Origin of the sequence: Bradyrhizobium sp. (genome assembly GCF_035935975.1) — a bacterium.
GTDB lineage: Bacteria > Pseudomonadota > Alphaproteobacteria > Rhizobiales > Xanthobacteraceae > Bradyrhizobium.
The window spans coordinates 78,858-102,209 of sequence record NZ_DASYWN010000013.1 but is presented as its reverse complement, the minus strand read 5'-3'; the positions used below and the strand labels follow the sequence as shown (position 1 = coordinate 102,209).

The following is a 23,352-nucleotide window of genomic DNA, read 5'->3' as shown; positions in this document are numbered from 1 at the left end:
CAAATTCCCGCGCATCCCAGCGAATCGGGACCTCCGGATAATTCCCTAGGTGACCTCCCTGAATTTTGATCGCTCGCCCGATGCGGTAGGAACAATCCGCAAATAAAGCGTTCGGCTCGTTGCCAATGGAGCCAGCAATGAACCACTCGATTTACACGGCGGATCGGGCGACCCATTTGAAGGTTGTCGTCGCTGTCCTGCTCGCAAGCATCGCCATCATGGCGACAACGCTGGGCGCCAAGATCGCTCATTCGGACACGAATGGGCAAGCAATGGCAACTCAGACGATCTACAAACCCCGTCCGGGCAATAGCCTCACCCAAATGACCCAAGCCGAGAAGCGTCCGATCTAAATCGGATTGGCGGAGGACGTCAAAATGACCAACGAGTTGATCAAGGTATTGCTGCTATTTGCCCTCTACGGCGTGCTTGAAATTGCGCTCCTGTCGTCATCCACCGAGAGGCTCGCCGCGCGATCCGCTCGCCGCGACGCCGGAAAGCGCGCCGCGAGTTCGAGCGAGCACTGAGGGGGCGGGACGCTCGGTCGGTCCAATGGTGCGATGCACGCGTGCGTCCTTCGATGCCGCCGCGCCATGATACCGCGGGCTTAACTGACGATGCTACAGCGGCTCGTCATCGAGCGTGGACGGCTCCATCTGAGGTGAAACAAAATCGCCGCCACCATAATCATCCTCCGGGTCCGGACACGTAGATTGAAGACAGAGGCGGTCATCTACCCGACGAACACCAGGAACGTTCTCGCAAGTTACGATGACAGCTCGGTGCGCATTCTCACCCCTGATGACGCCACGTAGCGAGACCACGCCGTCCTTCGCTCTGACATTCAATCCGATCGGCTGCCACGCAATCTTGGCGAGGGCGGCGAGAACCGCGCGGCGGAGTTGATTGTCACCTCCGGAATAGCCTGAAGCACCCGCCAGCGATCCAGCGACAGCCGACAAGAAGTCGGATCGTGTGATGATGCCGACGATGCGATCATCGCGCATGACCGGAATGTGATTCAGGTGCCGGCACTCCATCATGTCTGCCACCTCGTCGAGCGCCGCCTGCTCGTTGGCCGTCACAAGCCGACGGCTCATTACCTGTTCCACCTTGCGTCCGCGCTCCTTCACGAACTCCCCGGCGACTCGCTCTGCTCCAAGCAGCATCGAAAGCAACCGATTGCGCTCATGCTCGGTTCCGATCTCGCTCCGCCTGAGAAAATCGCTCTCGCACAGCATGCCTACCAAGCTTCCCGCCGAATCCACGACCGGCAGGCCGCTGATGTGATGCTCAAGCATCAATTTGACGGCGTCGGCGACCGAAGCCTCGGGTCGTATGGTCAGGACCCGCCGGGACATGATGTGATGCGCGCGCAAATCGTTCACTCCGGAAAGGTCCAAGAGATATGTCCCGGGCCCGATAGCGTCTTGATCGAAATCAACGCCGGGACGAGTGGAGGTGCCAACTTGGCGATTGACATCGGAAAAACTCGACTATGCACCTGCAAACCCTACTGTTGGTCGCGATTCTAGTGACGCTGTCGGCTTCCAGTGCCGGGGCACCGGCTGACGTGTCCGCAACACTGTCTGATCTCATGACCAAACTTCAGCTTCAGCACGCAAAGCTTTGGTTTGCGGGCAAGCTCAGCAACTGGGGCTTGGCTACCTATGAGATCCAACAAATCGACGCCAATCTTGAAGCTACCGGCAGATTTCTGACCGACCCTGCGCAAGCAAATCCCGCCAAGCAACTACCAGTCCCCAATCAATTGTTCGTCGACCAAGTAGCGGAGGGGCGATCTCTCGCTCACTCATCTTGCGGAACATGCCATGTCGTCGTCGATGCGACAAAGGAAGCGCCAGCACTCCGTCCATCCGCACCAGGATTCATAAACGCTCGGTCAGCTCGCATGCCAGTCAAGCGGCCACCCGCGGGTTTGCCAGTCGAACACCGGAAAACTAGGGCGTCGATCGCTTGTTTTTTCGGAGGTCTCAATCACGTGAAGCCGAGATTGCGGACCAGCATATAGATCGCCACCGCGAATATGAGGGCAGCGAATACGGTGTTCAATGCACCTTTGCGCGCGGCGAGCGAGCTTGCCGAGCCGGCGCCGAGCATCCCGCCAAGAACTCCGCCGGAGATAAACAACGCAGCGAGATACCAATCCACCAAACCGGACAGGGCGTAGTTGGCCGCCGTCGTCAGCCCGAAGGCTGTCACCGCCACGAGGGAGGAACCGACCGCATAGAGGATAGGCATGCCAGTGGCCGCAATCAGCGCCGGAACGACTAGAAAGCCGCCGCCGATCCCGAAGAAGCCGGACAAGGCTCCCGTGAGACCTCCCAGGGCGAAGAGTTTCGGCAGGTTCTCTCGGCTAAGCCGGACCGATGGCTCGCCTGCGCCGGCGCGGCCCTTCAGCATCAGCGCACCCACCGCCATCATGACGATAGCGAACAACGCCAGCAACTTCTGTCCTTCGATGACCTTGCCAAGGGTAGAGCCGAGAAAGGCGCCGGCCATGCCTGCGAGCGCGAACACGGAAGCGCAACGCCACTTCACGTTACCAGCCCGGGCGTGGTTGACGAGGTTCACTGCAGCGTTTGCCGCAACTGCGATCGCACTGGTGCCGATCGCCACATGCGGATCCGACACCCCGACGAGATAGACGAGAAGCGGCACGGCCAAGATCGAACCGCCTCCTCCGACCAGCCCCAGCGAAAAGCCGACCACCGAGCCAGAGGCGAGGCCGAGCGCACTTTGGGTCAGCGACAGCATTGTGGGCAACTCCTCGCTTTAAAGCACTGTCACGCGGCCCGTCTGGGCGGGCCGTAGACGCTGCGGTTCCAAGGCGCGCGCGTGAGAATGCGGGCCATGCCGCAAAAGCCCGTGACACCAGCCGTGACCAGCCCCGCACCGACGAAGGCCGGTACGGCGAAGAACCACGGCGATACGAAGAGCCCGAGCAGCGTGCCCACGACCGCAAGACTGCCAGCCCCGATCTGCACCTGGCGCTGAAGCTCCAGCGGTTGACGCCGGTCGTTCACGACCGGCAGGCCGGCCTTGCGCCAGGCGTCGAGCCCGCCTTCGACGATAAAGGCCTCGCAGGGTTCGCTCAGCTTCGCCGCGAGCCGTGGCGCGTTGGCCTGAGTGCGGGCGCCGCTTTTGCAATGAAAGATGACCGGCTTGCCCCGATGCAAGGCGAAGTCGGCCTCGTCGAGCTTCGAGAGGGGAAGGTGCTGCGCGCCAGGAATTTTCTCGCGGGCGTGCTCGTCAGCTTCGCGGATGTCGATCAGGAGGGCGCCACTGTCGAGCAGGCGGCGTGCCTCAGCTGGCTTGATTGTGGGTAGTGACATGATTAGCTCCTCTACTTTCCTAAATCAGCTCTTCGCCTTGACGGGCTTGCAATAGAGTTCGTGCAGCGTCGCAAAGAGTTGCTCGATGCGCGGATCGGCGATCCGGTACCAGAGCGTCTGGCTTTCGCGCCGAAAGGTGACGAGGCCCTCCTCGCGCATCCTCGCGAGGTGCTGCGACAGCGCCGATTGCGACAGCCCCACGGCTTCCGCGAGGGCATTCACGTTGCTCTCGCCGCATTCGACGAGGTTGCACAGGATCATCAGCCGACGCTCGTTGGCGAGCGCGCGCAGGATTCCGGCGACCTCAACGGCCTGCTTTTCGAATGTCTCCAGATCGAAGGCCCGGGAGGCCATTGGCCCAACTCCATATATTAGATATTGCTTATTTAGTAAGTTCTAATATACATGTCAAGTTCAAACGAACCGGTGACATCAGGAGGTTCAAGCCATGTCAGGACAACCCATCATCCGAGCGTTCTTCGACGAGCCGACCAACACGGTGAGCTATCTGGTCGCCGATCCCGCGACCAAGAAGGCCGCTATCATCGACCCCGTATTTGACTACGACCACAACTCGGGCGAGGTGGACACGCGATCGGTTGCGTCCATGCTGAAGACCGCCGAAGAGGCGGGCTACACGATCGAATGGGTGCTCGAGACGCATGCCCATGCCGACCATCTCTCAGGCGCCCCCTTCATCAAGGCGAAGACAGGTGCCCAAATCGGCATCGGCGAGCACATCAAGGACGTGCAGCGCATCTTCCGGCCGATATTCAATGCCACCGACCTGAAGACGGACGGCAGCGACTTCGACCGCCTCTTCCGGGACGACGAGCGCTTCAAGGTCGGCGAACTCGACGTGGAGGTGATCTTCACACCCGGGCACACGCCCGCCGACGTCTCTTACAAGATCGAGGATGCCCTGTTCGTCGGCGACACCCTGTTCATGCCGGACTACGGCACTGCGCGGGCCGACTTCCCCGGCGGCGACGCGCACAAGCTCTACCGGTCGATCAAGCGCCTCCTGGCGCTGCCGCCCGAGACACGGCTATTTATGTGTCACGACTACAAGGCGCCGGGCCGCGACACATACGCCTGGGAGACCACGGTGCGCGAACAGCGCAAGAAGAATATCCAGGTCAAGGAGGGCGTCACGGAGGCTGAGTTCGTGGCCATGCGCCAGGCGCGCGATGCCACGCTCTCGGCGCCCAGGCTGCTGCTGCCGTCTATCCAGGTCAACATCCGCGCCGGCAAATTTCCACCTGCCGAAGCCAACGGAGTACGCTATCTCACCATTCCCGTGACGCTGAAAGGAGGAGCGGAGACCTGCGTTTGAGGCAGGCCAGCCGCTATCGTCTGTGATGTCGTCTTCTGGACCCAGAGCTGACGAAAGTGAAGCAAGATTACAGAATGCTACCGCTCATCGTCAGGAGGCTGGCGCCAACCTCTGGTCGCGGCCAGCGAGCAAAGCGGCTGATACGATTCCACTCACGAGCAGCGCCCAGTCCTGCGGCACGTGCAGCAGGATTGCCGCGCTGCCGCCGATGAGCGACCAGAGGACAGGAATGATCAGCAGCAGGCGGGGAATCGGCCGGATTGTGAGCAGCAGCATCCCGAACGTGAAGATCGTGAGGGGGCATGGCGTTACACCGAACGCAGGCAGTTCCGCAAGGTCATGACCGGTCGCCACTCCAAGAAGCCAGTAGATGGCAGCCGCATAGAGAACGAATGCAATGCCAATCCACGCCGCCGGACCGTTGCTCCGGCCGAAAGTCATTCGACCCTGTATGACACCAACGTATCCAAACGCCATGGCCTGAACTGCGAACAGCGCACCGAATGCATAGGCCATTTTGTTGATGGGCGCGAAAAATATCAAATGATAGATGAGCCCCGTCCACGCCCACATCGCGGCAAGAACACCGGCGATGATCTCATCGGATCGCTTGAACCTGCGGAATACCAGTGCGAACGCCAGAGCCCCTATGATCAAGGCAACGATCTGTGCCGGCCAGATCGCTCTGTTGTAGCTTGCGAAGACCCCGAAAAATTGCTCGACAGAAAACGGCAACATAATCGCTGCTCCGCCTGCGATCTAATGGTAGCTGCTTCCGATGCCTGTCATTTGACACGGATCAAGTCGGAGGACCTGTTGAGGAGCCCGCCAGCCCCCAACTCAACCTGCCGCGTGCCTGGAGACATTACGAGCGCATCGATCTCACTGAGGCGGCCGCATCGCCGGCGCCCCACGACTCACGGGCGTGATCATCCGAAAATTGCGCAGAGCGCCTGAAGGCATGTGAACGGTCCGAAATGTCGAAGATGTACTTGATCAAAGTAGCCTTGTTCGAGGCGCGGCAAGGCGGGTGAACCCTGTCAGCAAGGTGGCAAAGACGGTCAGAAGGGCGATGCCCGTGCCGCTGACTATGACTTGAGCGAGCGCGCCGTCAGATACGGTTCTCAGAACGATATATGCCGCAAGGGACAACAGGACCCCCACACAGTAGATCTCAAGCGAATTCTCTCCGCAACGAACGGCTCCAAGCAGCGCGCTCGACCGCAAAGCGGCCCAATGCGCCGGCACGAGATTGGTGATACAGATCGCAAGCGCAAGGAAATGCAGAAGTCGCAGCGGATCAAGATCCGGCTTGTTTATCGGGTAGATCAAGCCTTTCAGGAACTGCGGAACTGCGAGCTCAAGAGCCGGACTGATCCAACTCATTGCAACTGCTAGCGACCAAATCAGGTATGCGGCCGACAGTACGATCACCGGACGTGACGTCACGAATGCCATTAGCCGCCAGCGCCCCACCACCACCCACCATCCACCGAGCGTGACGAGAAACTGCCAGGCGAGCGGGTTGAAATACCAGTCGTTCGTCGGCCATCCCCGAAAATTCCAGCCGTATATCTGAACCAGGCCATACAACAGGGCCGAAGCGGCCAAAGTGGCATTTGGCCATCTAAGCAAAAGCAAAAGCCACGGTGCAAACACCAAATGGAAGAGCACGAAGGTCGGCAGCACATCCGTATTGACGGGCCGGTATTGCAGGATTGCCGCACGCGACAGCGCTTCTCCCGGTTGCTGCAGGACGATCGCCACATTTGCCTCGTCTGCGAGGTCGGCATCCATCCGATGGACGGCCACGACCAGAAACAGCGTCAACAGCAGAAATGCCGAATAAATCTCCCAGCTCCGTCGAACCGTATGACAGATCGTCGCCCAAGTCCCAGCGCTTCTGAACACGTGTCCATATGCCATCGTGCACGTCAGCCCCGAGACAAACATGAAGACCTCTGTGGTGTCGCTGAATCCATAATGGCTCAACGTAAGCCAGCTACAGATATTCCCCGGGATGTGGTTGATGAAGACAAACCAGAGTGCAATGCCTCTGCAGGCATCGAGCCGAATGTCTCGGTCTGGTATATTATCGAGTGGGCCCATCGCGATTGTTCAGAATATTTTCGCCCGCCAATCCTATTCCCGTAAGGCTCGCCCAGGCTCCCTAAGACAGCTCTCCAGCGCTGTAAGCATCTGCATTCGGCCAACGATACCCACGACCTTTCTCTTGCGGAGCACCGGCACCTGCGAGATCTGGTAGACATCCATTTCCTTGACGACCGCATCGATCGTCGCATTCTCGTCGACGCAAACGGGATGACGGCTCATGACTGCTTCGACCCGCAGTCCTCTGGTTCGCTCACGAGCGAGCTCGCCTTCCTGCTTCCCCAGTAGCCATTCGAGCCAACACCCCTCGGGATAGGTAACGCCCAGCTCGTGACGATGGAGGAAATCGCCTTCGGCAATGATGCCGACCAAGGACCCTTCATTATCGAGGACCGGCAGGCCACGTTGATTGGTCTCGAGCAGGAGATGGAGCGCCTCCAGCAGCGGCGCTTCCGGCTTCACGGTTGCAAACGACCTCCGCATGATATCTGACGCTCGCATTGCCTGTCTCCCATCAAAATCGCGAGCCGGGCTTTCTCGATTGCAGCGTCGAACCGCCGTTGTCGAGAGCGAGCATCGCGGCCTAGTGGACCATCAGCAGGCAGGCTCGCGCCTGCTGCAGAAGGCTATTCGTCATGCCGCCGAACATCCATTCGCCCAACCGGCTATGTCCATAACCTCCTGTAACGATGAGGTCGGCGCCCACGTCCGCAGCCAAGCGAATGAGATAGCCAGCATCCGGCTCTGCCGTATGCACACGAACTTCATGTTCGCAGCTCACTCCGTGTTTCTTGAGATAGCCAGCCACATCCCGCACCCGGCTATGCGCCGCATCCTGCTCCTCAGATGTGCAGATTTCGGCGATTGCGACCCTCGACGCCCTCGTAAGGAACGGCAACGCTTCACGAACGGCGAGACGCGCCTCCCGGGTATCCTTCCAGCCAATCACGATTCGATCGCCGGCTAGTTGCGTTACACCGTCCGGCACCGAAAGCGTTGGACGGCCCATTCGCAGCATGGCGCCGGCGGGATCGAGACGGCGGGTGTAATTGACGTTAAGCTTCTTGCCCCTGACCACGATAAGGTCAGCAGCCCTGGCCTGCTCCACCAGGAACTCGGTCGGAGGTGCGATCGCCGAGCGCCACTCCACCTTTTCACTCGGCAGGCGGACAATCCGCCTGAACCATGCTTCCTTGGCCGAAAGCATCGCCCGTATTCGCTCGAGATCCTCGGCCGTTGTCTGCTCGATGATAACGCCCTCGGCAACGAACGGGGCCTCTACTGCGACGGCCGAGACACCAACCAGGGACGCTCCAAAACCTCCTGCGATGCCTTCAGCGACAGCAATCTGTCCCTCTTCCTGCTGCTTTGGGTCGACGTACACCATGACGCTGGCAAGAGACATGTCCGTGCTCCAATACCTGACGCGATGGCCGCTTATCCTGCATTCGGACGTTTCCAGACTTGACGCACATCAAGCGGGGTATTCCCGTCTGTCCTCGATCGCTTGTGGTCGGAGGCGAGCTCGGACAGGTTACTCCAGACGGTCTGCCCTACTCGTCCAGCAAATGCTTTTCGATGTCGCCGACCGTGTGCCTGGTGAGGTCCTTGGCGAGCTCCGCCACGATCCGTCGCTTTACATCAGGATGAAAATCCGACCGCAGCGCCGCCAGAGTGCGCGGCGGTGCGACGATGATCAGCGCCGTCAACGGCTCGCCGCGCACAATGCGTTCCACGGCAACCGCCACCTGCTTCACAAAGCGGCGCTCCTCGAGCTCATGCCAATCGGTTGCCTCCACGGCGCTTCTCTGCCCGCTATGCGAGGCTTTGCTCACCCGGCCAGGCCGATCGCTTCCCTGGTCGCGGGCCGGCGGGTTCTGATCCTCGAAGGCGGCTTCTACCTTCAAATGCGGGAACTTCTCGTCGCCTTCGTTCCGGAAGAATAGCGCCCTTCGCCCATCACCGACGAACACAACGGCACGATGCGGTATCTTGGTCATGCGAATGTCCTCCCTCGAAGGTCGATCATTCTGACCGCTCGGCAGGCCCTGTCGCTTGATCCCGATCAATCTCGACCGCCCCCAATCCGGCAAGATGCCGACAAATCGAAGCTGAGCGATTGACACGGAGGTTGTCATGCAGGCACGAGACGTGATGGTTTCCCCCGTTATAACCGTCGACGCAAACGCCACGGTCCGCGAGGTCGCGCAACTCCTGCTTGCTCGACGCATCAGCGCGGTGCCTGTCGTCGATGCCGACAACAAGATCCTCGGGATTGTGACCGAAGGCGATCTGATCCACCGAGCCGAAGCCGGCACCGAACGCCCCTACTCCTGGTGGCTGCGTCTTTTGACCGGCGATGCTCAACTCGCAACCGACTATGTCAAATCGCACGCAGTCAAGGTCGACGACATCATGACGCGCGACGTCGTAACCGCTGCGCCGGAGACGCCGCTGCACGAGATCGCAATGCGGCTCGAGGACAATCAAATCAAACGTGTGCCAATCGTCAACCAGCTCGGCCAGCTTGTCGGAATCGTCAGCCGGGCCAACCTGCTTCAGGCGATCGCAAGCGCCAGGCCGAAGCTCGAGGTGTCGCTTTCCGATGCATCCATCAGGAAGAGTCTCCTCGAGGAGCTCAAGAAGCAGTCTTGGGCGCATACGTTCAACCTGAACGCAACGGTACGGAACGGGGTCGTCGACCTCTGGGGCTTCGCACCATCCGTGGCCGAACGGACAGCCATCCGCGTAGCGGCCGAAGCTATTCCTGGCGTCGTGACAGTGAATGATCACCTGCTTGAGACACCGACCTTCGTGTATTGACGCGAAGCAGAACTCCGGATTTGCGTAAGTCTGCGAAACTCGCAATGCATTGGTGACCGCGGGCGAAATTGCGCAGCCGATCGCACGTCCGCTCGAATTTCCGGGGGCGGTACGAGGACCCACGGGGAAGCCGTTGAAGCACCCGACTGCATCACCTACGGGCGACAAGCGGGGCGTGGTTGACGCAAATCAATCCATCATGGCCTTGGGAGAGTAAGCAAGATCCGCAATCACGGCGCTCCGGCTGCCCGGCGATAGAGGACATCCGTCATGCACTTCCGGAAGGCGACCTTCCGTCCGAGCCTCTTTCGCACCGTGGTCCGGGCTCTTCTTACACTCCCACTCGGTTTTCTGCCCTCCGTGTCGATAGCGGAAGATCAAGTGAAGCTGAGCGCGGAGCAGGCTCAGAATCTCGGAGTCCGGGTCACGCATCCGGTATCGAGTCGTACGGACCAGACGCTACCCTACCCGGCCCAGATCGTGATTCCAACGCCGCAATTGTGGGTCGTCAGCGCTCCCGTTGCAGGGATGGTCTCCAATCTGGCTGTCGCTCGCGGAGACCGCGTCAGCGCCGGTCAGCCACTCGTCACGCTGGAAAGCCCGGGCTTCGTTTCGCAGCAACGCGAGTATCTGCAAGCGATCGCGCAAGAAGTTCTCGCCGCCCAGCAACTCAGGCGCAGCGCCGACCTGTTTGAAGGAAAGGCGGTGCCGCAGCGTGTGCTGGAGGCGAGCCAGACCGAGGCGCGGCAGGCGAGCATCGCGGTCGCCGAGCGACGCCAGATGTTGCGCCTGAGCGGATTGTCCGATGAGGCCGTCTCGCGGCTGACCAACGAGGCGGCGATCAGCGCGAGGCTGACCGTCCACGCACCGCAGGCGGCTTCCGTCGTTGATATCGCGGTTTCGCCAGGCCAGCGGCTCGAGCAGTCCGCGCCGCTCGTCAAGCTCGCGCAGCTATCGTCACTCTGGGCAGAGATCGCAATTCCAGCGTCCAACATCCGTGCGATCCGCACCGGTGCGAAGATTGAAATCGAAGGCTATGCCATACCGGGCAACGTCGTGCTGGTCTCCGAGACCACGGATGCGGCAACTCAGACCATTTTGGTGCGCGCGGTAATCCCCAACAATGGTGAGCTGCATCCTGGCCAGACAGCTGCGGCACGCATCGGCTTCCTTTCCGCCGGCGAAAGCGCTTGGGAGATTCCCTATAGCGGGCTGGTCCGCCGCGGCGAACAGACTTCTGTCTTCGTGGCCATCGACGGCGGCTTCCGCCTCGTTCCAGTCACTCTGCTCGCGGAAGATCAGGACCACGTGGTGGTATCCGGCCCTATCACGGACAATAACGAGATCGCGATCGGCGGCATCTCGGCGCTGCGCGGTATTCTCTCTGGGTTGGGGCAATAGATGCTCCGGCGCCTCGTCGCATTTGCACTTTCGCAGCGACTGTTCGTCGTCCTGAGCGCGCTGCTGTTGATCGGTGCCGGCGCCGTATTTCTTCCGAGCCTGCCAATCGACGCCTTTCCGGACGTATCGCCGGTTCAGGTGAAGGTGATCATGAAGGCGCCGGGCCTCACCCCCGAGGAGGTCGAACAGCGCATCACGGTTCCCATCGAGCTTGAGCTTCTCGGACTCCCCAACAAGAAGATTCTACGCTCGACCACCAAATACGCGCTGGCCGACATTACCGTCGATTTCGAGGACGGCACCGACATTTACTGGGCGCGCAACCAGGTCTCGGAACGCCTGTCAAACATCTCGCGCGATTTTCCGGACAGCGTGAGCGGCGGGCTTGCGCCAATCACGAGTCCGTTGGGCGAGATGTTTATGTTCACCATCGACAGCCCCGAGCTCTCGCTCGCGGAGCGGAGGACCCTGCTCGACTGGGTGATCCGCCCGGCCTTGCGCACGGTTCCCGGCGTTGCTGATGTCAACGCGCTCGGCGGCTATGTCCGTGCCTTCGAGATCGTTCCGCGGAACGACGCGCTTGCCGCCCGCGGCATCTCCTACGACCTGTTCCGCCGGGCCATCGAGGCCAATAGCCGCAACGACGGCGCGGGCCGCGTGAACCAGGGTGAAGACAGTGCGCTGGTTCGCATCGAAGGCAGCATTCGCGGCGTCGACGATATCCGCTCAATCGTTGTCGATACCCGCGACGGCATTCCGATCCGGGTCAATGACGTGGCCCGCGTCAAGGTCGGCGCGCTGACCCGCTACGGGGCGGTCACGGCCGACGGCCGCGGCGAGACGGTCGAAGGGTTGGTGCTCGGCCTGCGTGGCGCCAATGCCGGCCAGCTCGTTCGCGACGTCCGGGCGCGGATTGCGGAACTGCAGCCGTCGCTGCCAAAGAGCGTCTCGATCAACGTGTTCTACGACCGCAGCCATCTGGTCAACCGTGCCGTCGGCACCGTCGTGCGGGCGCTCGGCGAAGCCACTGTGCTCGTGATCGTGCTTCTGCTGCTGTTCCTAGGTAACTGGCGCGCATCGCTCGTGATCGCGCTCAGCCTGCCGCTCGCCATCGTTATGGCGTTGATCGTGATGCGGGCGGTCGGGATGTCGGCCAATCTGATGAGTCTCGGCGGCCTTGCAATCGCGATTGGAATGCTGATCGACGCACTTGTGGTCGTGGTCGAGAACATCGTCGGCAACCTCAGCAAGCACGATCCCGGCAGAGCCACGCCGCTGATCCACATCGTGTTCCGCTCGGTCTGCGAAGTCCTGCAACCTGTCGCGTCCGGCGTCCTGATCATTATCATCGTGTTCGTACCGCTCTTGACCCTGCAGGGACTGGAAGGAAAGCTCTTCATTCCAGTCGCGCTCGCAATCATATTCGCCCTGGCCGGTTCGCTGCTGCTCGCGCTCACCGTCGTTCCAGTCGCGACCTCCTTCCTGCTCAAGTCCGCCTCGCATGGAGATCCGCTCCTGATCCGGGCCGCGCAGCGCGCCTACGCCCCTGCCCTGGGTTGGGCGTTGAACAATGAGCGCAAGGTCGTCGCGGCAGCGCTGATCGGCCTGACCGCCGCAGGCTTTGCCTACACGAAACTCGGCAAGACTTTCATGCCGACGATGGACGAGGGCGACGTCATTGTCAGCGTGGAGACGCTTCCTTCCGTCAACCTGGACGAATCGCTCGCCATCAATGCCAGGCTGCAATCGGCGTTGTTGAAGGTGCCGGACGTTGCCGGCATTGTCGCCCGGACCGGATCGGACGAGCTCGGCCTCGACCCCATGGGTCCCAATCAAACCGATACGTTTCTCGTGCTCAAGCCTGCGGCAGAGCGGCAGACTACGGACAGAGAGGCCCTGCTTCAGAAGCTTCGCGAGGTTCTGGCGGGCTTTCCCGGCATCTCGCTCAGCTTCACCCAGCCGATCGACATGCGTGTGCAGGAGATGATCAGCGGCGTACGCGGCGACGTCGCAGTCAAGATCTTCGGGCCGGACATCGTCAGGCTCAATGAGATCGCGGCGAAACTGACGTCCATCCTGTCCGGCATCGATGGTGCCGAGGATGTCTATACCACCCTCAACGAAGGCGCCCAATACTACACTTTAGCCGTGAACCGGATGGAGGCCGGCCGCCTCGGCCTGACGGTCGATTTCATTGCCAACTCGCTGCGCACGCAGATCGAGGGCCGCACCATCGGGACGGCACTCGAGGAGGGACGCCGCACGCCCATCCTGGTCCGCGGCAGCGAGACGACCAGGGAAGCGCCGACTCTGCTCGCCAGCCTGCCATTGACGCTTTCGTCCGGGCAGCACGTCGCTCTGTCGCAGGTCGCCCGTATCCAGCGCGTCGATGGACCCGTGAAGATCGACCGCGAAAACGGCAATCGGATGAGCGTGGTTCGCGCCAACGTCCGCGGCCGCGACATGGTCGGATTCGTCCAGGCAGCTCAGCAGAAGGTTGCCGCCGAGCTTCCGCTGCCAGACGGCTATCGGCTGACCTGGGGCGGCCAGTTCGAGAACCAGCAGCGCGCCGCCGCGCGGCTCTCTGTCGTAGTGCCAGTCGCCATCGGCCTGATCTTCGTGCTGCTGTTCACCACGTTCGGCTCAGTCCGCCACGCCCTGCTGGTGCTGGTCAACATCCCCTTCGCCCTGATCGGCGGCGTATTCGCGCTGGTCTCGAGCGGCGAATATCTGTCCGTTCCGGCGTCGGTAGGATTCATCGCACTGCTCGGCATAGCCGTGCTGAACGGCGTCGTGCTGGTCTCCTACTTCAACCAGCTCCGCGCTCATGGGCTGAGCGAGGGGCGCATCGTCGTCGAAGGCGCCATGCGAAGACTTCGGCCCGTTCTAATGACGGCCAGTATCACGGCGCTCGGGTTGATCCCGCTGCTGTTTGCCTCGGGTCCAGGATCGGAAGTGCAGCGACCGCTGGCCATCGTCGTGATCGGGGGCCTGGTCTCGTCTACACTGCTGACGCTGATCCTGCTGCCGATCCTGTACCGCCGTTACGGCGGCGCTGCGAAGGGGACCAAATGACGAGCGGCTCCGTCTGCCTCACACTGATCCTGCCGCGCCAGCTTCGCGATGAGCTGTTCGACTATCTCGGCGAACAGACCGATCTGGTGAGGGGTTTCACGGCCTCCGATGCGGCCGGGCACGGCGCCGGCGTGCGGCTCCAAAGCCCGGCCGAACGCGTCAAAGGGCACGCCGATCAGGTCATTGTATGGATTATCCTGCCACGGAGCGATGCCGAGCGCTTGCTGGACCGGGTTCGGGCTTCGTTTACCGGCACCAATCTCGTCTATTGGATCCTGCCCGTGGCGGAATTCGGCACGATCGACTAATCAACAGGGCTTTGTCGCCTGGCGCTTAGACAGCGTAAAGCTCGCCCCTGATTACTGCGCGGACACTGCTTCGTAAATATCCTCCTCTTGAGCAGTATGCATGCGCACCAGCGTTTCGATCGCCTCGATAACACGTTGGGCGTCCCGTATAAGATACCGATCGATCTTTTCTGACGGTAGGTCGGCCGCGATCCGCGCGAGCAGCCGCGCAAGGTGTAGGATCTCACGGTGCGCGCGGCTCATGGCCGAAAGGCCATGGCGTTCTCGCAGCACCTCTGCAATTTTCGGATAGACGCTGCCCTCATCCTCGCGCTCGTGCGTCACAACGCTGCCCTGGACCAGGCGATGAGCCTCTTCGATCAAGGTCGCCGCCGTGTCTGGGGTCGCATCGTCAATCGCATCGACGATCTTCCGCAGCCGGTCGAGATCTCTGAACAGCGCCTGATGCTCGTGATGAAGCGTCAGCCCCTGCTCTGCGGATATCCGGCGGCCGGCAATCCGATGGGCTGGCGTGAGCGCCCGAAGCGCGTTCAGGATGACGGCAACATCGATCACCTCCTGCACGATCGCTGCCGGGACGGGATTCAGCCAGCCAACGGTGGCGGCCACCATGGCCGCCAACGACAATCCCATACCAATAATGATGCTCTGAAGGGCAATACGCCGTGCTCGCTGCGCAATTATGATCGCTTCCCCTACGCGATCAAGCCGATCCGTCAGGATCACGACATCTGCCGCCTCGGACGAGGCGCTCGCGCCGCGCGCGCCGAGCGCGACTCCGATATCGGCCGCGGCCAGTGCCGGGGCGTCATTGATGCCATCGCCGACCATGATGGTCGGATGCAGCCGCTGCTCCGTGCGCACGGCCTCGACCTTGTCAGAGGGAACGCGATCGGCCAGCACGGCATCGAGGTCGAGCGCTGCTCCGATGGCCTGCGCCGCTGCGGCGCGATCGCCCGTGACCATGACCATTCGCGCAATGCCCGCGTCGCGCAGCAGCCGGATCGCTCGCGGCGTATCAGCCCGCAGTTCGTCGGCCAACAGCAGCGCACCGATCGGACGTCCGTCCACGGCAACAAAGACGATCAACGCCGAGCGCCAAGATGCGCGCCGGATTGCCCGCAACTCCCACGGCGACAGCTCAGCACTCGAGCGAATCAGCTCTCGCGAGCCAGCGGTTATCTGCCGGCCGTCGATCAGGCCAGACAAGCCGGTGCCCACGGTCTCCTTGACCTGTTCGGGCGTTTTCAGCTTGAGGCCGCGATCAACGGCGGCAGCAACGACGGTCTTGGCAAGGACATGATGCGAGGCCTGCTCAAGCGATGCCCCAAGAGTGAGGACCTCGTCGGGATTTTCCCCCGGGGCGACTTCAATCGAGAGCAACCGCGCACCTCCCACCGTCAAGGTACCGGTTTTGTCAAACAGGACGGTGTGCGCGCGGGCCAGCGCCTCCAGCGCACCTCCACCCTTGGCCAAGATTCCACGGCGGGCGGCTTGCGCCACGCCGGCGATGAAGGCAACCGGCGCGGCCAGAATCAGAGGACAAGGTGTCGCCGCCACCAGCACGGCAAGGCTGCGGGTCAGATCGCCGGAGATCTGCCACGCCAGGAAGGCGATGACGAGCGTCACCGGCAGGAAGATCAACGCATAGCGGTCGGCCAAGCGCACAAAAGGCGCCTTCGCCGTTTGCGCCGCCGTTACCATGCGTACAATACCGGCGTAGGTGCTCTCGCCAGCCGGTGCGGTAACGGTCAACTCGAACGTCTCTCCCGCATTCAGCGAACCAGAATGAACAGCGCTGCCCCGCGTCTTCTCGACAGGTATCGGCTCTCCCGTAACGGCCGACTCGTCGATGGTCGCCGCGGCCGAATGGACGATGCCGTCGACCGGCACGATCTCGCCGGCGCGTACCAGGAGCTCTTCGCCGACGGAAACTACCTCGACCGGCACCTCCTCCACCCCCTCGCCGGTCTTGCGATGGGCCTGGCGCGGCGCACGATCGACCAGAGACCGCAGGTCGTGCTCCGCTCGTGCGATCGCGATATCCTCCAGCACATTTCCACCGGAATACATCAGCGCGACCACAGCCCCCGCGAGCGGTTGGCCGAGCGCCAACGCCGCGCTCATCGACAGGAGAGCAATCGCGTCCACCCCCAGGCGGCCGCCCAGCAAGTCCCTGACAATCGAAACGGCCAGTCCCCCTATCACGGGTGCCGTGCCGATTGCCCATGCGAGATCGGCAAAATCAGGTCGACCTGCGGCTCGCGCAACAATACCCGCGGTCAGTCCCGCGATTGCGATCGCAACCAGGGTCCACCGCCAAACCCGCTCAAACGACATGGTTTGGTTCGGCATTTTCACATGCAGATCACTCTCTTCCGAAACCAGCCTCGTTGCCTGACCGGAATCAACAACATTGGGAATGCTACCGCCCTAGAGACGGCCCCCCCTGTAGAGATCGTTTCGGCTTCGGTGCTTCCTGAACGGACTTCATGTAGTTTAGAACTGCCTCGGCATCATCCCTGTTGAAGCGAAAGGTCGGCATTGCAGGATGAATGCTGCTATAGCCATCCTGAAGTCGCTGCAGGAAGTCGCTGTCGTAGAGCTTGGTTTCGCTAAAACTGCGAAAAGGTGGCGCCTGCCTGTTAGGACTCGCGCCGGTCCTGCCAACTGCGTGACAGCGGGCGCACATTTTTTGCAGCAGCTCCTTGCCATGTCGATATTCCTCGTCGAGCGCGTGGGCGCCGGTGCTCGACCAGAGGGCTATTGTCGAAAGTATCAGCAAGCATCGCATCATCGCAGTCGTTCCGGTTCACCAGCGCGAGGTCGCCTTCCCGTAAACATAGAGCGTAACCAATCCGACGGTCACCGCCGTCGAGAGGATCGAAATATTTCGATCCCAATCGATTCGCTCCTTCTCGGCCCTTCTGAAAGCCAGAGCCGTGAATAGGGCTTTCATGGCAAATCGGCGCATCGAAGCAGCCCTCCGAGCCCACACGATGTCATCGCCGTTGAAGGTCGGCTTGATGCAGCTCAAAGGATGAGCGCGATGGTGATAGGGCTCGCTGGAGCGACAAGTATGACCGCCAAATGGCACCGTGCCCGCCGAAAGCGATTGGCGTAACTGCTCTCAAGGGTATGGGCAGGCCGGTTGCGCCGAGGCTTGACGGCCGGCTGCTCCGATACTTGACCTGCCTCAAAACCTGCAAGCCTCTTCGGGGCTACACTGATCCAAATCGGAGGCGACCAATGGACGAAACGTTCAAGCGGAAAATCCTTCGGCTTCTGGATCAGCACCGGACTACGAGGATCGCAACGCTACGATCTGACGGCTGGCCCCAGGTGACGACGGTTGGTTACGCCAATGACGGGCTCGTCATCTATTTCCTTTGTGGAGCAGACAGCCAGAAGGCAGCTAACCTGGCGAGGGACGATCGGGTCTCGCTAGCGGTGGACGACGATCCCGCCCAGGTGATGGACATCGCCGGCCTGTCGATGGCGGCACACGCGAAGCTCGTGACGGATCCCGCCGAATTCGAAAAAGCCTTGCGGCTCCTGATCTCGCGATATCCAAACCAAGGGGGCCTTGATCTTCCCATGCCGACAACTTCGGATGTCTGCGTCTTCCGCCTGACACCGACGATCGTTTCCCTGCTCGACTACTCAAAGGGATTTGGACATACCGACCTGATCGCGTGCTAGGGAGCCGCGGCCTCCGCCAAGGCGGTTGCGCTCGGCCCTTTTGCTTTTCTTCGCCGAAGCAGCCGATCAGCCGGCGTTTTTGGCGATGAAGCTAATACCCGCGGGCGCTCGCGGTGTTGCTATGAGCCCAACCGCGAATTGAGAAGGAAACATGTTTCGCAGCATCCAAGTCGGCAAGAGCCTCGCGATTTTGGTCGCGCTGGCAGCTTTTTTCCTCGTCCGCGTGCACAACGCGGACGGACTTGCTGCGGACAGCGCGCTGGAAGGACGCCGCCTCGCGGAAGCATGGTGCAAGCCGTGTCATGCAATCGAACCGCACATGGCGGGGACGTCGGATCAGGCACCGGGCTTCGCGGCAATCGCAAACAGGCATGGAACGACAGCTCTTTCGCTGAAAGTGTTCCTGAAGACCAGCCATCAGAACATGCCTAACCTGGTCATCGCACCCGATCAGGCCGACGCTCTCGCGAATTATATCCTCAGCCTAAAGAGTCAGGACTAGAACGCTGATCGCCGCGACCGTGCCGTAGGCTGGGTTCTTAGCGAGCCCGGTCGGCCTGCAAGGTCTCGAAGAACGCCACGATCGCGTCAATCTGGTGTTCGGCGAGCTTTGGCTTGAGCATTGCTTCGTTCGGGCCGACGCGACGGTGGCTTGACGCCAACAACAGTCGGAGATCGCTGGCTGAGAAGGATGGTCGACTGGCAATTTCGCTGAAGCTTGGCGCGGGGAAGCGAAAGGCTGGTGTCTCCTTTGAAGCATCCGAGATGACGTGACATAGGCCGCAGGTCCCGCGAGCCAGCGCACGACCCTCCGCGACCTGATCCGCGAACAGCTGATCGCCGAACGGCGAATTGACCGGCACCTGGATGGTGATCGAACCGAATCCGCTGGCGCGGTGGCAGGTATTGCATCCGTTCGTGAGATCCGAGTAAGCCTTGGCGAAAGCTGCACTATCCTTCAGTTCAATCGCACGATCCAGGGCTTGCAACTGTTCGTTAGCTTGGGACAATCGCAGGCTTTCGGATGGACGGGGCATTGCCTTCCGCAAGTTGGCTTCGATCTGTCGAAGCTCGTAATTCGCCAAGCTCCAGTTGCTGAGCTTTCCGGCGAACCATAATTTGATGTGTTGGAATTGGAGCGCGACCATAAGGTCGGATAGTTGCGTTGACGCATTGCCAGCAGGCAGATTCTCTGCCCCCGCATTAAATAGCGGGAGCATGGCGACGATCGCGGCGGTCAGCAGCGTCCGGCACTTCATACCAGCGCTCGAAAAGATGAGGCAAGGCCAGGCTCGGCGCCGATTCCTATCAACACCTTTCCAAATGACTGACGTCATGCGCGGGCACCAAGGCGATATCTCGACGCACCGACCGAGCGCATCAAACGAATTCCTTGTCGATCGGCCCAGGCGTCAATGACTAGACAAGCAGGTTCGTAAAGAACGGTTCGGTGATCCCAGTGACTGATGGCTCTGTCCCGTCAGATGCGACGGCGGTGATGAATTCGCGCTCGCAGTTCCAGCAGCGCCAGAGCTCTTGGGCTTCCTGAGCATTGATACGTTCGTACCACTCGCGATGAACCAGCCCAGAACCACCGCGAGGGCATTTTCCGTTATGAGGTGCTGAGACCGGCGCCATATGGAACCTTCCTCGTATCCGATGCGCAGCATGCGTTCCTTGGCGGTATAGCGAAATGATCTAGATCAACGATCTGCTCGCTCTCCCCCATAGCTGACACGTGCATCGCCTCGTGCAACTCGGGAGGCTTCTGCACGCAATTGATCTAACTGCCTTCCATAGACTCGAACAAGGCACAGAATCTGCCATTGGGACGCTCGTCAACCAGCCCGCAGCACGCTCTAACGCCGTTCGACTTCGGACTCTTGCTCCATCTGCAAGATGCGCGCTCGTAGCGCGTCGAAGGTTGTTTCGGCAGCCTCGCTAAACAGCGGATCCTCATGATTGGTTGTGGCCGAAGCGATCTCAGTCCAATCTGCAGGCTTGAGAGCCTTGAGGGCGGCGGGGAAGAAGTCGCGGTCTTCGATCATGATGTGACGCCGCTCGCTCTCTATGAAATCGCGAATGATGTTGTTCACATTCTGCCGAAGAATCTCTCGATCAGCCAGAACACTGTCGATCGCCTGAGCCACGCGGCGCAAACGCTGGGTCCCTTTTTGGTGCTCAAGCGTCAGATCGCCGACCCTTGCGGCCGCAGCTGGATCTCGAAGCTTTAGCTTGGCAAAGACCAATTCTTCCTGGGGATGATGGTACAGCTCCGGATAGAGCTCAAAGTAGTTGATGATCGCGCGAATGACCTCATAGTCAGGGTGGTCCCCGCGATCGAAAATCTGAAGCTCGCGCTCAAGCACGGCGAGCAGCGTCTCGATGTTGCGATGTTCCCGGGACAGACCCTCAATGATCATTGCGACCTCCAATGAGCCATTGAATGATGGAAGCTATCTTGAAAGCGATCCCAGTTTCTTGCGCTAGATCAAGCGCGGAGGACCGGCCGCGGCGTCGACGGGGAAGACATACTGCCTTCTCGAAAGTCGAGGCAGCCGGTGCGGGTTCCTCCGAACATCCGCTTTGCGCCAGAAGCAGCCGCTTCGAAGGCCCGAGGCGCCTCTACCTCCCTCGCTGCGCAATCCTGCTTTCGTCGACGATTCGGTCGCTTGGACGTACAACAACCTGATCCCCCGAAGTCAGTCCGGACAATACCTCGGCGAACCGGTTACTGCGGTGACCTATCTGAACTGGCTTGGCCCGCGCACGGCCGTTATCATCGGCGAAAACGGCCCACTGATCACCGTTTCGGAATAGAGCGCTTACCGGCACAGTCAGGACGTCCTGAGCGCTCCAAGTGGTCACGTGGACGACCACACGGTAGTCATGCCCCAGTTGCGACCATGCCTGCAGCGGGTCACTGAAATCGATGGTCACGCGGACCCGCTGCTCCTCGATGCCGAGCGCGGAGACCTTCAGGAAACCGGCCGGGTCCACCCGGACCACCTTCCCGGCGATGGGCTGTCCACCCCAACCATCGGGGGCGGTCGCGATGTGCTTTGCCTAGTTTGATCCAATGCGAACTAACTCAGCCGCTCTTCGCGCTTGGACGTAGGCGATCATCAAATCAAGAGAACGTCAAGCCGCTCTGATTGTCTCCGCGAACCGCCGAACCGCAGTTGTCAGACGTGCTGTCTCGCCACTAAGTGTTTCCGACGCGTGGCGCACTTTATCTGCCGCCGCTCCAGTATCGGCCGCGCCGCGATTGACTTGCCGGATGCTGCTGACGACCTCGTCGCTGCCATCTGCGGCTTGCTGCACGCCGCGGGCGATTTCTTTAGTCGCTGCGCCTTGCTCCTCCACGGCTGCGGCAATGGTTGCCGAGATCTCCGAGAGCCGCGAGATCGTGCTGCCGATCTGCCGGATCGCGCCGACTGAAGATTCTGTCGCTGCCTGCATTTGGGTGATCTGGCTGCCTATTTCGTCCGTTGCTTTCGCCGTCTGGGCCGACAGAGCCTTGACCTCGGCAGCGACCACGGCAAAGCCGCGCCCAGCTTCGCCAGCGCGAGCTGCTTCAATAGTGGCGTTGAGAGCCAGCAGATTGGTCTGCTCTGCGACCGCCGTAATCATCTTGATGACCTCGCCGATGCGACTTGCAGCCCCGGACAATGCGGCCATTAGCTCATTGGTGCGATGCGCCTGGCCAACCGCGGCGCTGGTGATGCGGTTGGCTTCATCGACCTGGCGGCCGATTTCACCAACAGAGGCCGCCATTTCCTCAGATGCTGCCGCCGCCGAGCCGACGCTCTTGGACGAACTCTCTGATACAATGGAGACGCCTTCCGTGAGAGTGCGCGTCGAGCGAGCGGCATCGGCGAGCGTTACAGCGGTCGCCTCGATGTCTGAGGATACGGAAGAGACAATGCCCACGACGCCGCCGACAGTCGCCTCGAATTCGTCTGCCATGCGCGCGAACTTAATCTTGCGTTCCTGCTCAGCGAGAATGCGCTGTGCAGATTGATTAGTCTCCATCTCACGCACACGCGCGGCATTGTCCTTAAACACCAGCACGGCCTGCGCCATTGCGCCAATTTCGTCGCGGCGCGAGGCGGAGGGGATGGAAGCATCAGGGTCGCCGCCGGCGAGCCGCTCCATCGCCGAGGTCATGGACCTGATCGACCGTACGACGCCCAGCGCCACGGCAACAAGGCCCGCGCAGATCATTAGAACTACGAACGCGGATACGCCCCACACAGCATTCGAAAGCGTGCTGACCGTTGATGAAGCACTGGCCTCGGCGGCCGTATTCGCGTCGGTCGTCCTTTTGACAACCTCGTCAATGACGGCGCGATGCGCCTTATAAGCCGAGGTTGTCGCTTCATAAGCCGTGACCGCAGCGTCGATCCTGCCGGCCGACAGGGCCGGCAGCAATCCTTCCTCGATAGCTCTCCAGAAACGGCTAACCTCGGCGTCTGACTTCTCAACCAGAAGCGATTTCAACGCTGGATCAAGCCCCGACTTCGACCAAAATTCCCGACGGTCATCGTAGTCTTTCCGGAGCTGCGACAGCCGCTCACGGCGCTCGATGTGCAAGCCGGGATCGCGCAGCGCAAGCGTCGCCTCCAGATAGGCCTCGATTACGTATTCTGGCGGCGGCAGAATATCGGCGATCAGGTCGTTGCCTAGCTTGATCCTTTCGTACACCGGCCCGCCAACTTTGATCTGCTGAAGGACGTAGCTGCTGGTGCCTATGATGGCAGCGAGTCCAAGGACGACGGCAATACCGAAGACTACGATGGAACGCGAAATGGTCAAACGAACCTGCACGGCATCCCCCAAAACAAGCAGCCGGAGCTTCAGCACTGCATACTTGGCCGCCCTTAAACCTCGCTTGCGCTTGCTATCGGAAATCGGCAGGTTTGCTTTTAGTTCGTCATCATTACCGAGTTGCGCGGCATAGCTGTGCCATCGCCATGCTCATCCAGCTTGGGCCGACCGAATTGCGGACAAAGCAACAGTCAAACCGTCTGCCCGTTCCCGGGCGACCTCGATCAGCGAGTACGATGTTGGACATGAGGCATTTTCCTCTTATCAATGATTGCATTGATAGTATGCTGGCAGTCATATAAACGATAACCAACGTGCCTATCGGAATTCGGTCGATATTGATCCTACTCAATAGTTCGGTGCAAACCCGTGCCATTTCGAAGCTGAAGCAATCCGCTCATCTGAGACT

Annotated in this window: 24 protein-coding genes; 9 read left to right on the top strand and 15 right to left on the bottom strand. The window is 60.8% G+C overall.

Going from position 1 to position 23,352, the window contains the following annotated elements:
* Positions 1-137 precede the first annotated feature (137 nt).
* Both VGR99_RS06135 and VGR99_RS06130 read left to right on the top strand, forming a co-directional pair.
* Positions 138-353 carry a hypothetical protein gene (locus VGR99_RS06135; RefSeq protein ID WP_326897438.1) on the top strand — a complete coding sequence of 72 codons (216 nt, stop codon included), beginning with the start codon at positions 138-140 and terminating at the stop codon, positions 351-353.
* A 24-nt stretch (positions 354-377) separates the two neighbouring features.
* Positions 378-527 (top strand): hypothetical protein, encoded by a 150-nt coding sequence (locus tag VGR99_RS06130; protein ID WP_326897437.1) that lies wholly within the window; start codon positions 378-380, stop codon positions 525-527.
* A gap of 93 nt (positions 528-620) precedes the next feature.
* Here VGR99_RS06130 and VGR99_RS06125 read toward each other — a convergent pair whose 3' ends face one another.
* The 4 genes from VGR99_RS06125 to VGR99_RS06110 all read right to left on the bottom strand — a co-directional run bounded on the left by VGR99_RS06125 (position 621) and on the right by VGR99_RS06110 (position 3,710).
* On the bottom strand, positions 621-1,403 hold the full coding sequence (locus tag VGR99_RS06125) for a CBS domain-containing protein (protein WP_326897436.1): 783 nt from the start codon (positions 1,401-1,403) through the stop codon (positions 621-623).
* A 595-nt stretch (positions 1,404-1,998) separates the two neighbouring features.
* Positions 1,999-2,778: a sulfite exporter TauE/SafE family protein gene (locus VGR99_RS06120; RefSeq protein ID WP_326897435.1), complete on the bottom strand. Its 780-nt coding sequence runs from the start codon at positions 2,776-2,778 to the stop codon at positions 1,999-2,001.
* Between the two features lie 29 nt (positions 2,779-2,807).
* The gene (locus VGR99_RS06115; RefSeq protein WP_326897434.1) at positions 2,808-3,356 is read right to left on the bottom strand and encodes a rhodanese family protein; all 549 of its coding nucleotides are present in this window, start codon (positions 3,354-3,356) and stop codon (positions 2,808-2,810) included.
* A gap of 24 nt (positions 3,357-3,380) precedes the next feature.
* A complete protein-coding gene (locus VGR99_RS06110) occupies positions 3,381-3,710 on the bottom strand; it encodes a metalloregulator ArsR/SmtB family transcription factor (protein ID WP_326897433.1) in 330 nt (109 codons plus the stop codon).
* 94 nt (positions 3,711-3,804) lie between these two features.
* Between VGR99_RS06110 and VGR99_RS06105 the strand changes: the two genes are divergently transcribed.
* A complete protein-coding gene (locus tag VGR99_RS06105; RefSeq protein ID WP_326897432.1) occupies positions 3,805-4,692 on the top strand; it encodes an MBL fold metallo-hydrolase in 888 nt (295 codons plus the stop codon).
* Between the two features lie 90 nt (positions 4,693-4,782).
* Here the strand turns inward: VGR99_RS06105 and VGR99_RS06100 are convergent, their stop codons facing one another.
* The 5 genes from VGR99_RS06100 to VGR99_RS06080 form a co-directional block, all read right to left on the bottom strand.
* Positions 4,783-5,430 (bottom strand): DUF6064 family protein, encoded by a 648-nt coding sequence (locus tag VGR99_RS06100; protein WP_326897431.1) that lies wholly within the window; start codon positions 5,428-5,430, stop codon positions 4,783-4,785.
* A gap of 258 nt (positions 5,431-5,688) precedes the next feature.
* A complete protein-coding gene (locus tag VGR99_RS06095) occupies positions 5,689-6,801 on the bottom strand; it encodes an OpgC domain-containing protein (RefSeq protein WP_326897430.1) in 1,113 nt (370 codons plus the stop codon).
* A gap of 33 nt (positions 6,802-6,834) precedes the next feature.
* Positions 6,835-7,305, bottom strand: coding sequence for a CBS domain-containing protein (locus tag VGR99_RS06090; RefSeq protein WP_326897429.1), 471 nt, complete (start codon positions 7,303-7,305; stop codon positions 6,835-6,837).
* A gap of 82 nt (positions 7,306-7,387) precedes the next feature.
* Positions 7,388-8,209 (bottom strand): universal stress protein, encoded by an 822-nt coding sequence (locus tag VGR99_RS06085; protein ID WP_326897428.1) that lies wholly within the window; start codon positions 8,207-8,209, stop codon positions 7,388-7,390.
* A gap of 148 nt (positions 8,210-8,357) precedes the next feature.
* Positions 8,358-8,804 (bottom strand): host attachment family protein, encoded by a 447-nt coding sequence (locus VGR99_RS06080; RefSeq protein WP_326897427.1) that lies wholly within the window; start codon positions 8,802-8,804, stop codon positions 8,358-8,360.
* A gap of 136 nt (positions 8,805-8,940) precedes the next feature.
* Between VGR99_RS06080 and VGR99_RS06075 the strand changes: the two genes are divergently transcribed.
* From VGR99_RS06075 to VGR99_RS06060, 4 genes are all read left to right on the top strand, one after another.
* Positions 8,941-9,627, top strand: a complete 687-nt coding sequence (locus VGR99_RS06075) for a CBS domain-containing protein (RefSeq protein ID WP_326897426.1) — start codon at positions 8,941-8,943, stop codon at positions 9,625-9,627.
* A gap of 270 nt (positions 9,628-9,897) precedes the next feature.
* On the top strand, positions 9,898-11,028 hold the full coding sequence (locus VGR99_RS06070) for an efflux RND transporter periplasmic adaptor subunit (protein ID WP_326897425.1): 1,131 nt from the start codon (positions 9,898-9,900) through the stop codon (positions 11,026-11,028).
* Positions 11,029-14,103: a CusA/CzcA family heavy metal efflux RND transporter gene (locus tag VGR99_RS06065; RefSeq protein WP_326897424.1), complete on the top strand. Its 3,075-nt coding sequence runs from the start codon at positions 11,029-11,031 to the stop codon at positions 14,101-14,103.
* A complete protein-coding gene (locus VGR99_RS06060; protein ID WP_326897423.1) occupies positions 14,100-14,411 on the top strand; it encodes a DUF3240 family protein in 312 nt (103 codons plus the stop codon). The genes VGR99_RS06065 and VGR99_RS06060 overlap by 4 nt, the downstream gene beginning before the upstream one ends.
* A 51-nt stretch (positions 14,412-14,462) precedes the next feature.
* Here VGR99_RS06060 and VGR99_RS06055 read toward each other — a convergent pair whose 3' ends face one another.
* Positions 14,463-16,766 (bottom strand): heavy metal translocating P-type ATPase, encoded by a 2,304-nt coding sequence (locus tag VGR99_RS06055; protein WP_326897422.1) that lies wholly within the window; start codon positions 16,764-16,766, stop codon positions 14,463-14,465.
* A gap of 70 nt (positions 16,767-16,836) precedes the next feature.
* Positions 16,837-17,208 (bottom strand): c-type cytochrome, encoded by a 372-nt coding sequence (locus VGR99_RS06050; RefSeq protein ID WP_326897421.1) that lies wholly within the window; start codon positions 17,206-17,208, stop codon positions 16,837-16,839.
* Positions 17,209-17,660: 452 nt separating this feature from the next.
* Here VGR99_RS06050 and VGR99_RS06045 point away from each other — a divergent pair, with 452 nt between their 5' ends.
* A complete protein-coding gene (locus tag VGR99_RS06045; RefSeq protein ID WP_326897420.1) occupies positions 17,661-18,113 on the top strand; it encodes a pyridoxamine 5'-phosphate oxidase family protein in 453 nt (150 codons plus the stop codon).
* A gap of 151 nt (positions 18,114-18,264) precedes the next feature.
* Complete coding sequence (locus VGR99_RS06040; protein ID WP_326897419.1) at positions 18,265-18,615, top strand: cytochrome c; 351 nt, start codon at positions 18,265-18,267, stop codon at positions 18,613-18,615.
* Positions 18,616-18,652: 37 nt separating this feature from the next.
* Here the strand turns inward: VGR99_RS06040 and VGR99_RS06035 are convergent, their stop codons facing one another.
* The 4 genes from VGR99_RS06035 to VGR99_RS06020 form a co-directional block, all read right to left on the bottom strand.
* Positions 18,653-19,372: a c-type cytochrome gene (locus VGR99_RS06035; protein ID WP_326897418.1), complete on the bottom strand. Its 720-nt coding sequence runs from the start codon at positions 19,370-19,372 to the stop codon at positions 18,653-18,655.
* 600 nt (positions 19,373-19,972) lie between these two features.
* Positions 19,973-20,536: a hemerythrin domain-containing protein gene (locus tag VGR99_RS06030; protein WP_326897417.1), complete on the bottom strand. Its 564-nt coding sequence runs from the start codon at positions 20,534-20,536 to the stop codon at positions 19,973-19,975.
* Between the two features lie 202 nt (positions 20,537-20,738).
* A complete protein-coding gene (locus VGR99_RS06025; protein ID WP_326897416.1) occupies positions 20,739-21,113 on the bottom strand; it encodes a hypothetical protein in 375 nt (124 codons plus the stop codon).
* 141 nt (positions 21,114-21,254) lie between these two features.
* Entirely contained in the window at positions 21,255-22,979 is a 1,725-nt protein-coding gene (locus tag VGR99_RS06020; RefSeq protein WP_326897415.1) for a methyl-accepting chemotaxis protein, read from the bottom strand.
* Positions 22,980-23,352 lie beyond the last annotated feature (373 nt).

What these genes read in the sequence shown, in the direction of transcription:
- VGR99_RS06135 (WP_326897438.1), top strand. Translation starts at nt 138, where the DNA reads ATGAACCACTCGATTTACACGGCGGATCGGGCGACCCATTTGAAGGTT.
- VGR99_RS06130 (WP_326897437.1), top strand. Translation starts at nt 378, where the DNA reads ATGACCAACGAGTTGATCAAGGTATTGCTGCTATTTGCCCTCTACGGC.
- VGR99_RS06120 (WP_326897435.1), bottom strand. Translation starts at nt 2,778, where the DNA reads ATGCTGTCGCTGACCCAAAGTGCGCTCGGCCTCGCCTCTGGCTCGGTG.
- VGR99_RS06115 (WP_326897434.1), bottom strand. Translation starts at nt 3,356, where the DNA reads ATGTCACTACCCACAATCAAGCCAGCTGAGGCACGCCGCCTGCTCGAC.
- VGR99_RS06110 (WP_326897433.1), bottom strand. Translation starts at nt 3,710, where the DNA reads ATGGCCTCCCGGGCCTTCGATCTGGAGACATTCGAAAAGCAGGCCGTT.
- VGR99_RS06105 (WP_326897432.1), top strand. Translation starts at nt 3,805, where the DNA reads ATGTCAGGACAACCCATCATCCGAGCGTTCTTCGACGAGCCGACCAAC.
- VGR99_RS06100 (WP_326897431.1), bottom strand. Translation starts at nt 5,430, where the DNA reads ATGTTGCCGTTTTCTGTCGAGCAATTTTTCGGGGTCTTCGCAAGCTAC.
- VGR99_RS06095 (WP_326897430.1), bottom strand. Translation starts at nt 6,801, where the DNA reads ATGGGCCCACTCGATAATATACCAGACCGAGACATTCGGCTCGATGCC.
- VGR99_RS06090 (WP_326897429.1), bottom strand. Translation starts at nt 7,305, where the DNA reads ATGCGAGCGTCAGATATCATGCGGAGGTCGTTTGCAACCGTGAAGCCG.
- VGR99_RS06085 (WP_326897428.1), bottom strand. Translation starts at nt 8,209, where the DNA reads ATGTCTCTTGCCAGCGTCATGGTGTACGTCGACCCAAAGCAGCAGGAA.
- VGR99_RS06080 (WP_326897427.1), bottom strand. Translation starts at nt 8,804, where the DNA reads ATGACCAAGATACCGCATCGTGCCGTTGTGTTCGTCGGTGATGGGCGA.
- VGR99_RS06075 (WP_326897426.1), top strand. Translation starts at nt 8,941, where the DNA reads ATGCAGGCACGAGACGTGATGGTTTCCCCCGTTATAACCGTCGACGCA.
- VGR99_RS06070 (WP_326897425.1), top strand. Translation starts at nt 9,898, where the DNA reads ATGCACTTCCGGAAGGCGACCTTCCGTCCGAGCCTCTTTCGCACCGTG.
- VGR99_RS06065 (WP_326897424.1), top strand. Translation starts at nt 11,029, where the DNA reads ATGCTCCGGCGCCTCGTCGCATTTGCACTTTCGCAGCGACTGTTCGTC.
- VGR99_RS06060 (WP_326897423.1), top strand. Translation starts at nt 14,100, where the DNA reads ATGACGAGCGGCTCCGTCTGCCTCACACTGATCCTGCCGCGCCAGCTT.
- VGR99_RS06055 (WP_326897422.1), bottom strand. Translation starts at nt 16,766, where the DNA reads ATGCCGAACCAAACCATGTCGTTTGAGCGGGTTTGGCGGTGGACCCTG.
- VGR99_RS06050 (WP_326897421.1), bottom strand. Translation starts at nt 17,208, where the DNA reads ATGATGCGATGCTTGCTGATACTTTCGACAATAGCCCTCTGGTCGAGC.
- VGR99_RS06045 (WP_326897420.1), top strand. Translation starts at nt 17,661, where the DNA reads ATGGACGAAACGTTCAAGCGGAAAATCCTTCGGCTTCTGGATCAGCAC.
- VGR99_RS06040 (WP_326897419.1), top strand. Translation starts at nt 18,265, where the DNA reads ATGTTTCGCAGCATCCAAGTCGGCAAGAGCCTCGCGATTTTGGTCGCG.
- VGR99_RS06035 (WP_326897418.1), bottom strand. Translation starts at nt 19,372, where the DNA reads ATGAAGTGCCGGACGCTGCTGACCGCCGCGATCGTCGCCATGCTCCCG.
- VGR99_RS06030 (WP_326897417.1), bottom strand. Translation starts at nt 20,536, where the DNA reads ATGATCATTGAGGGTCTGTCCCGGGAACATCGCAACATCGAGACGCTG.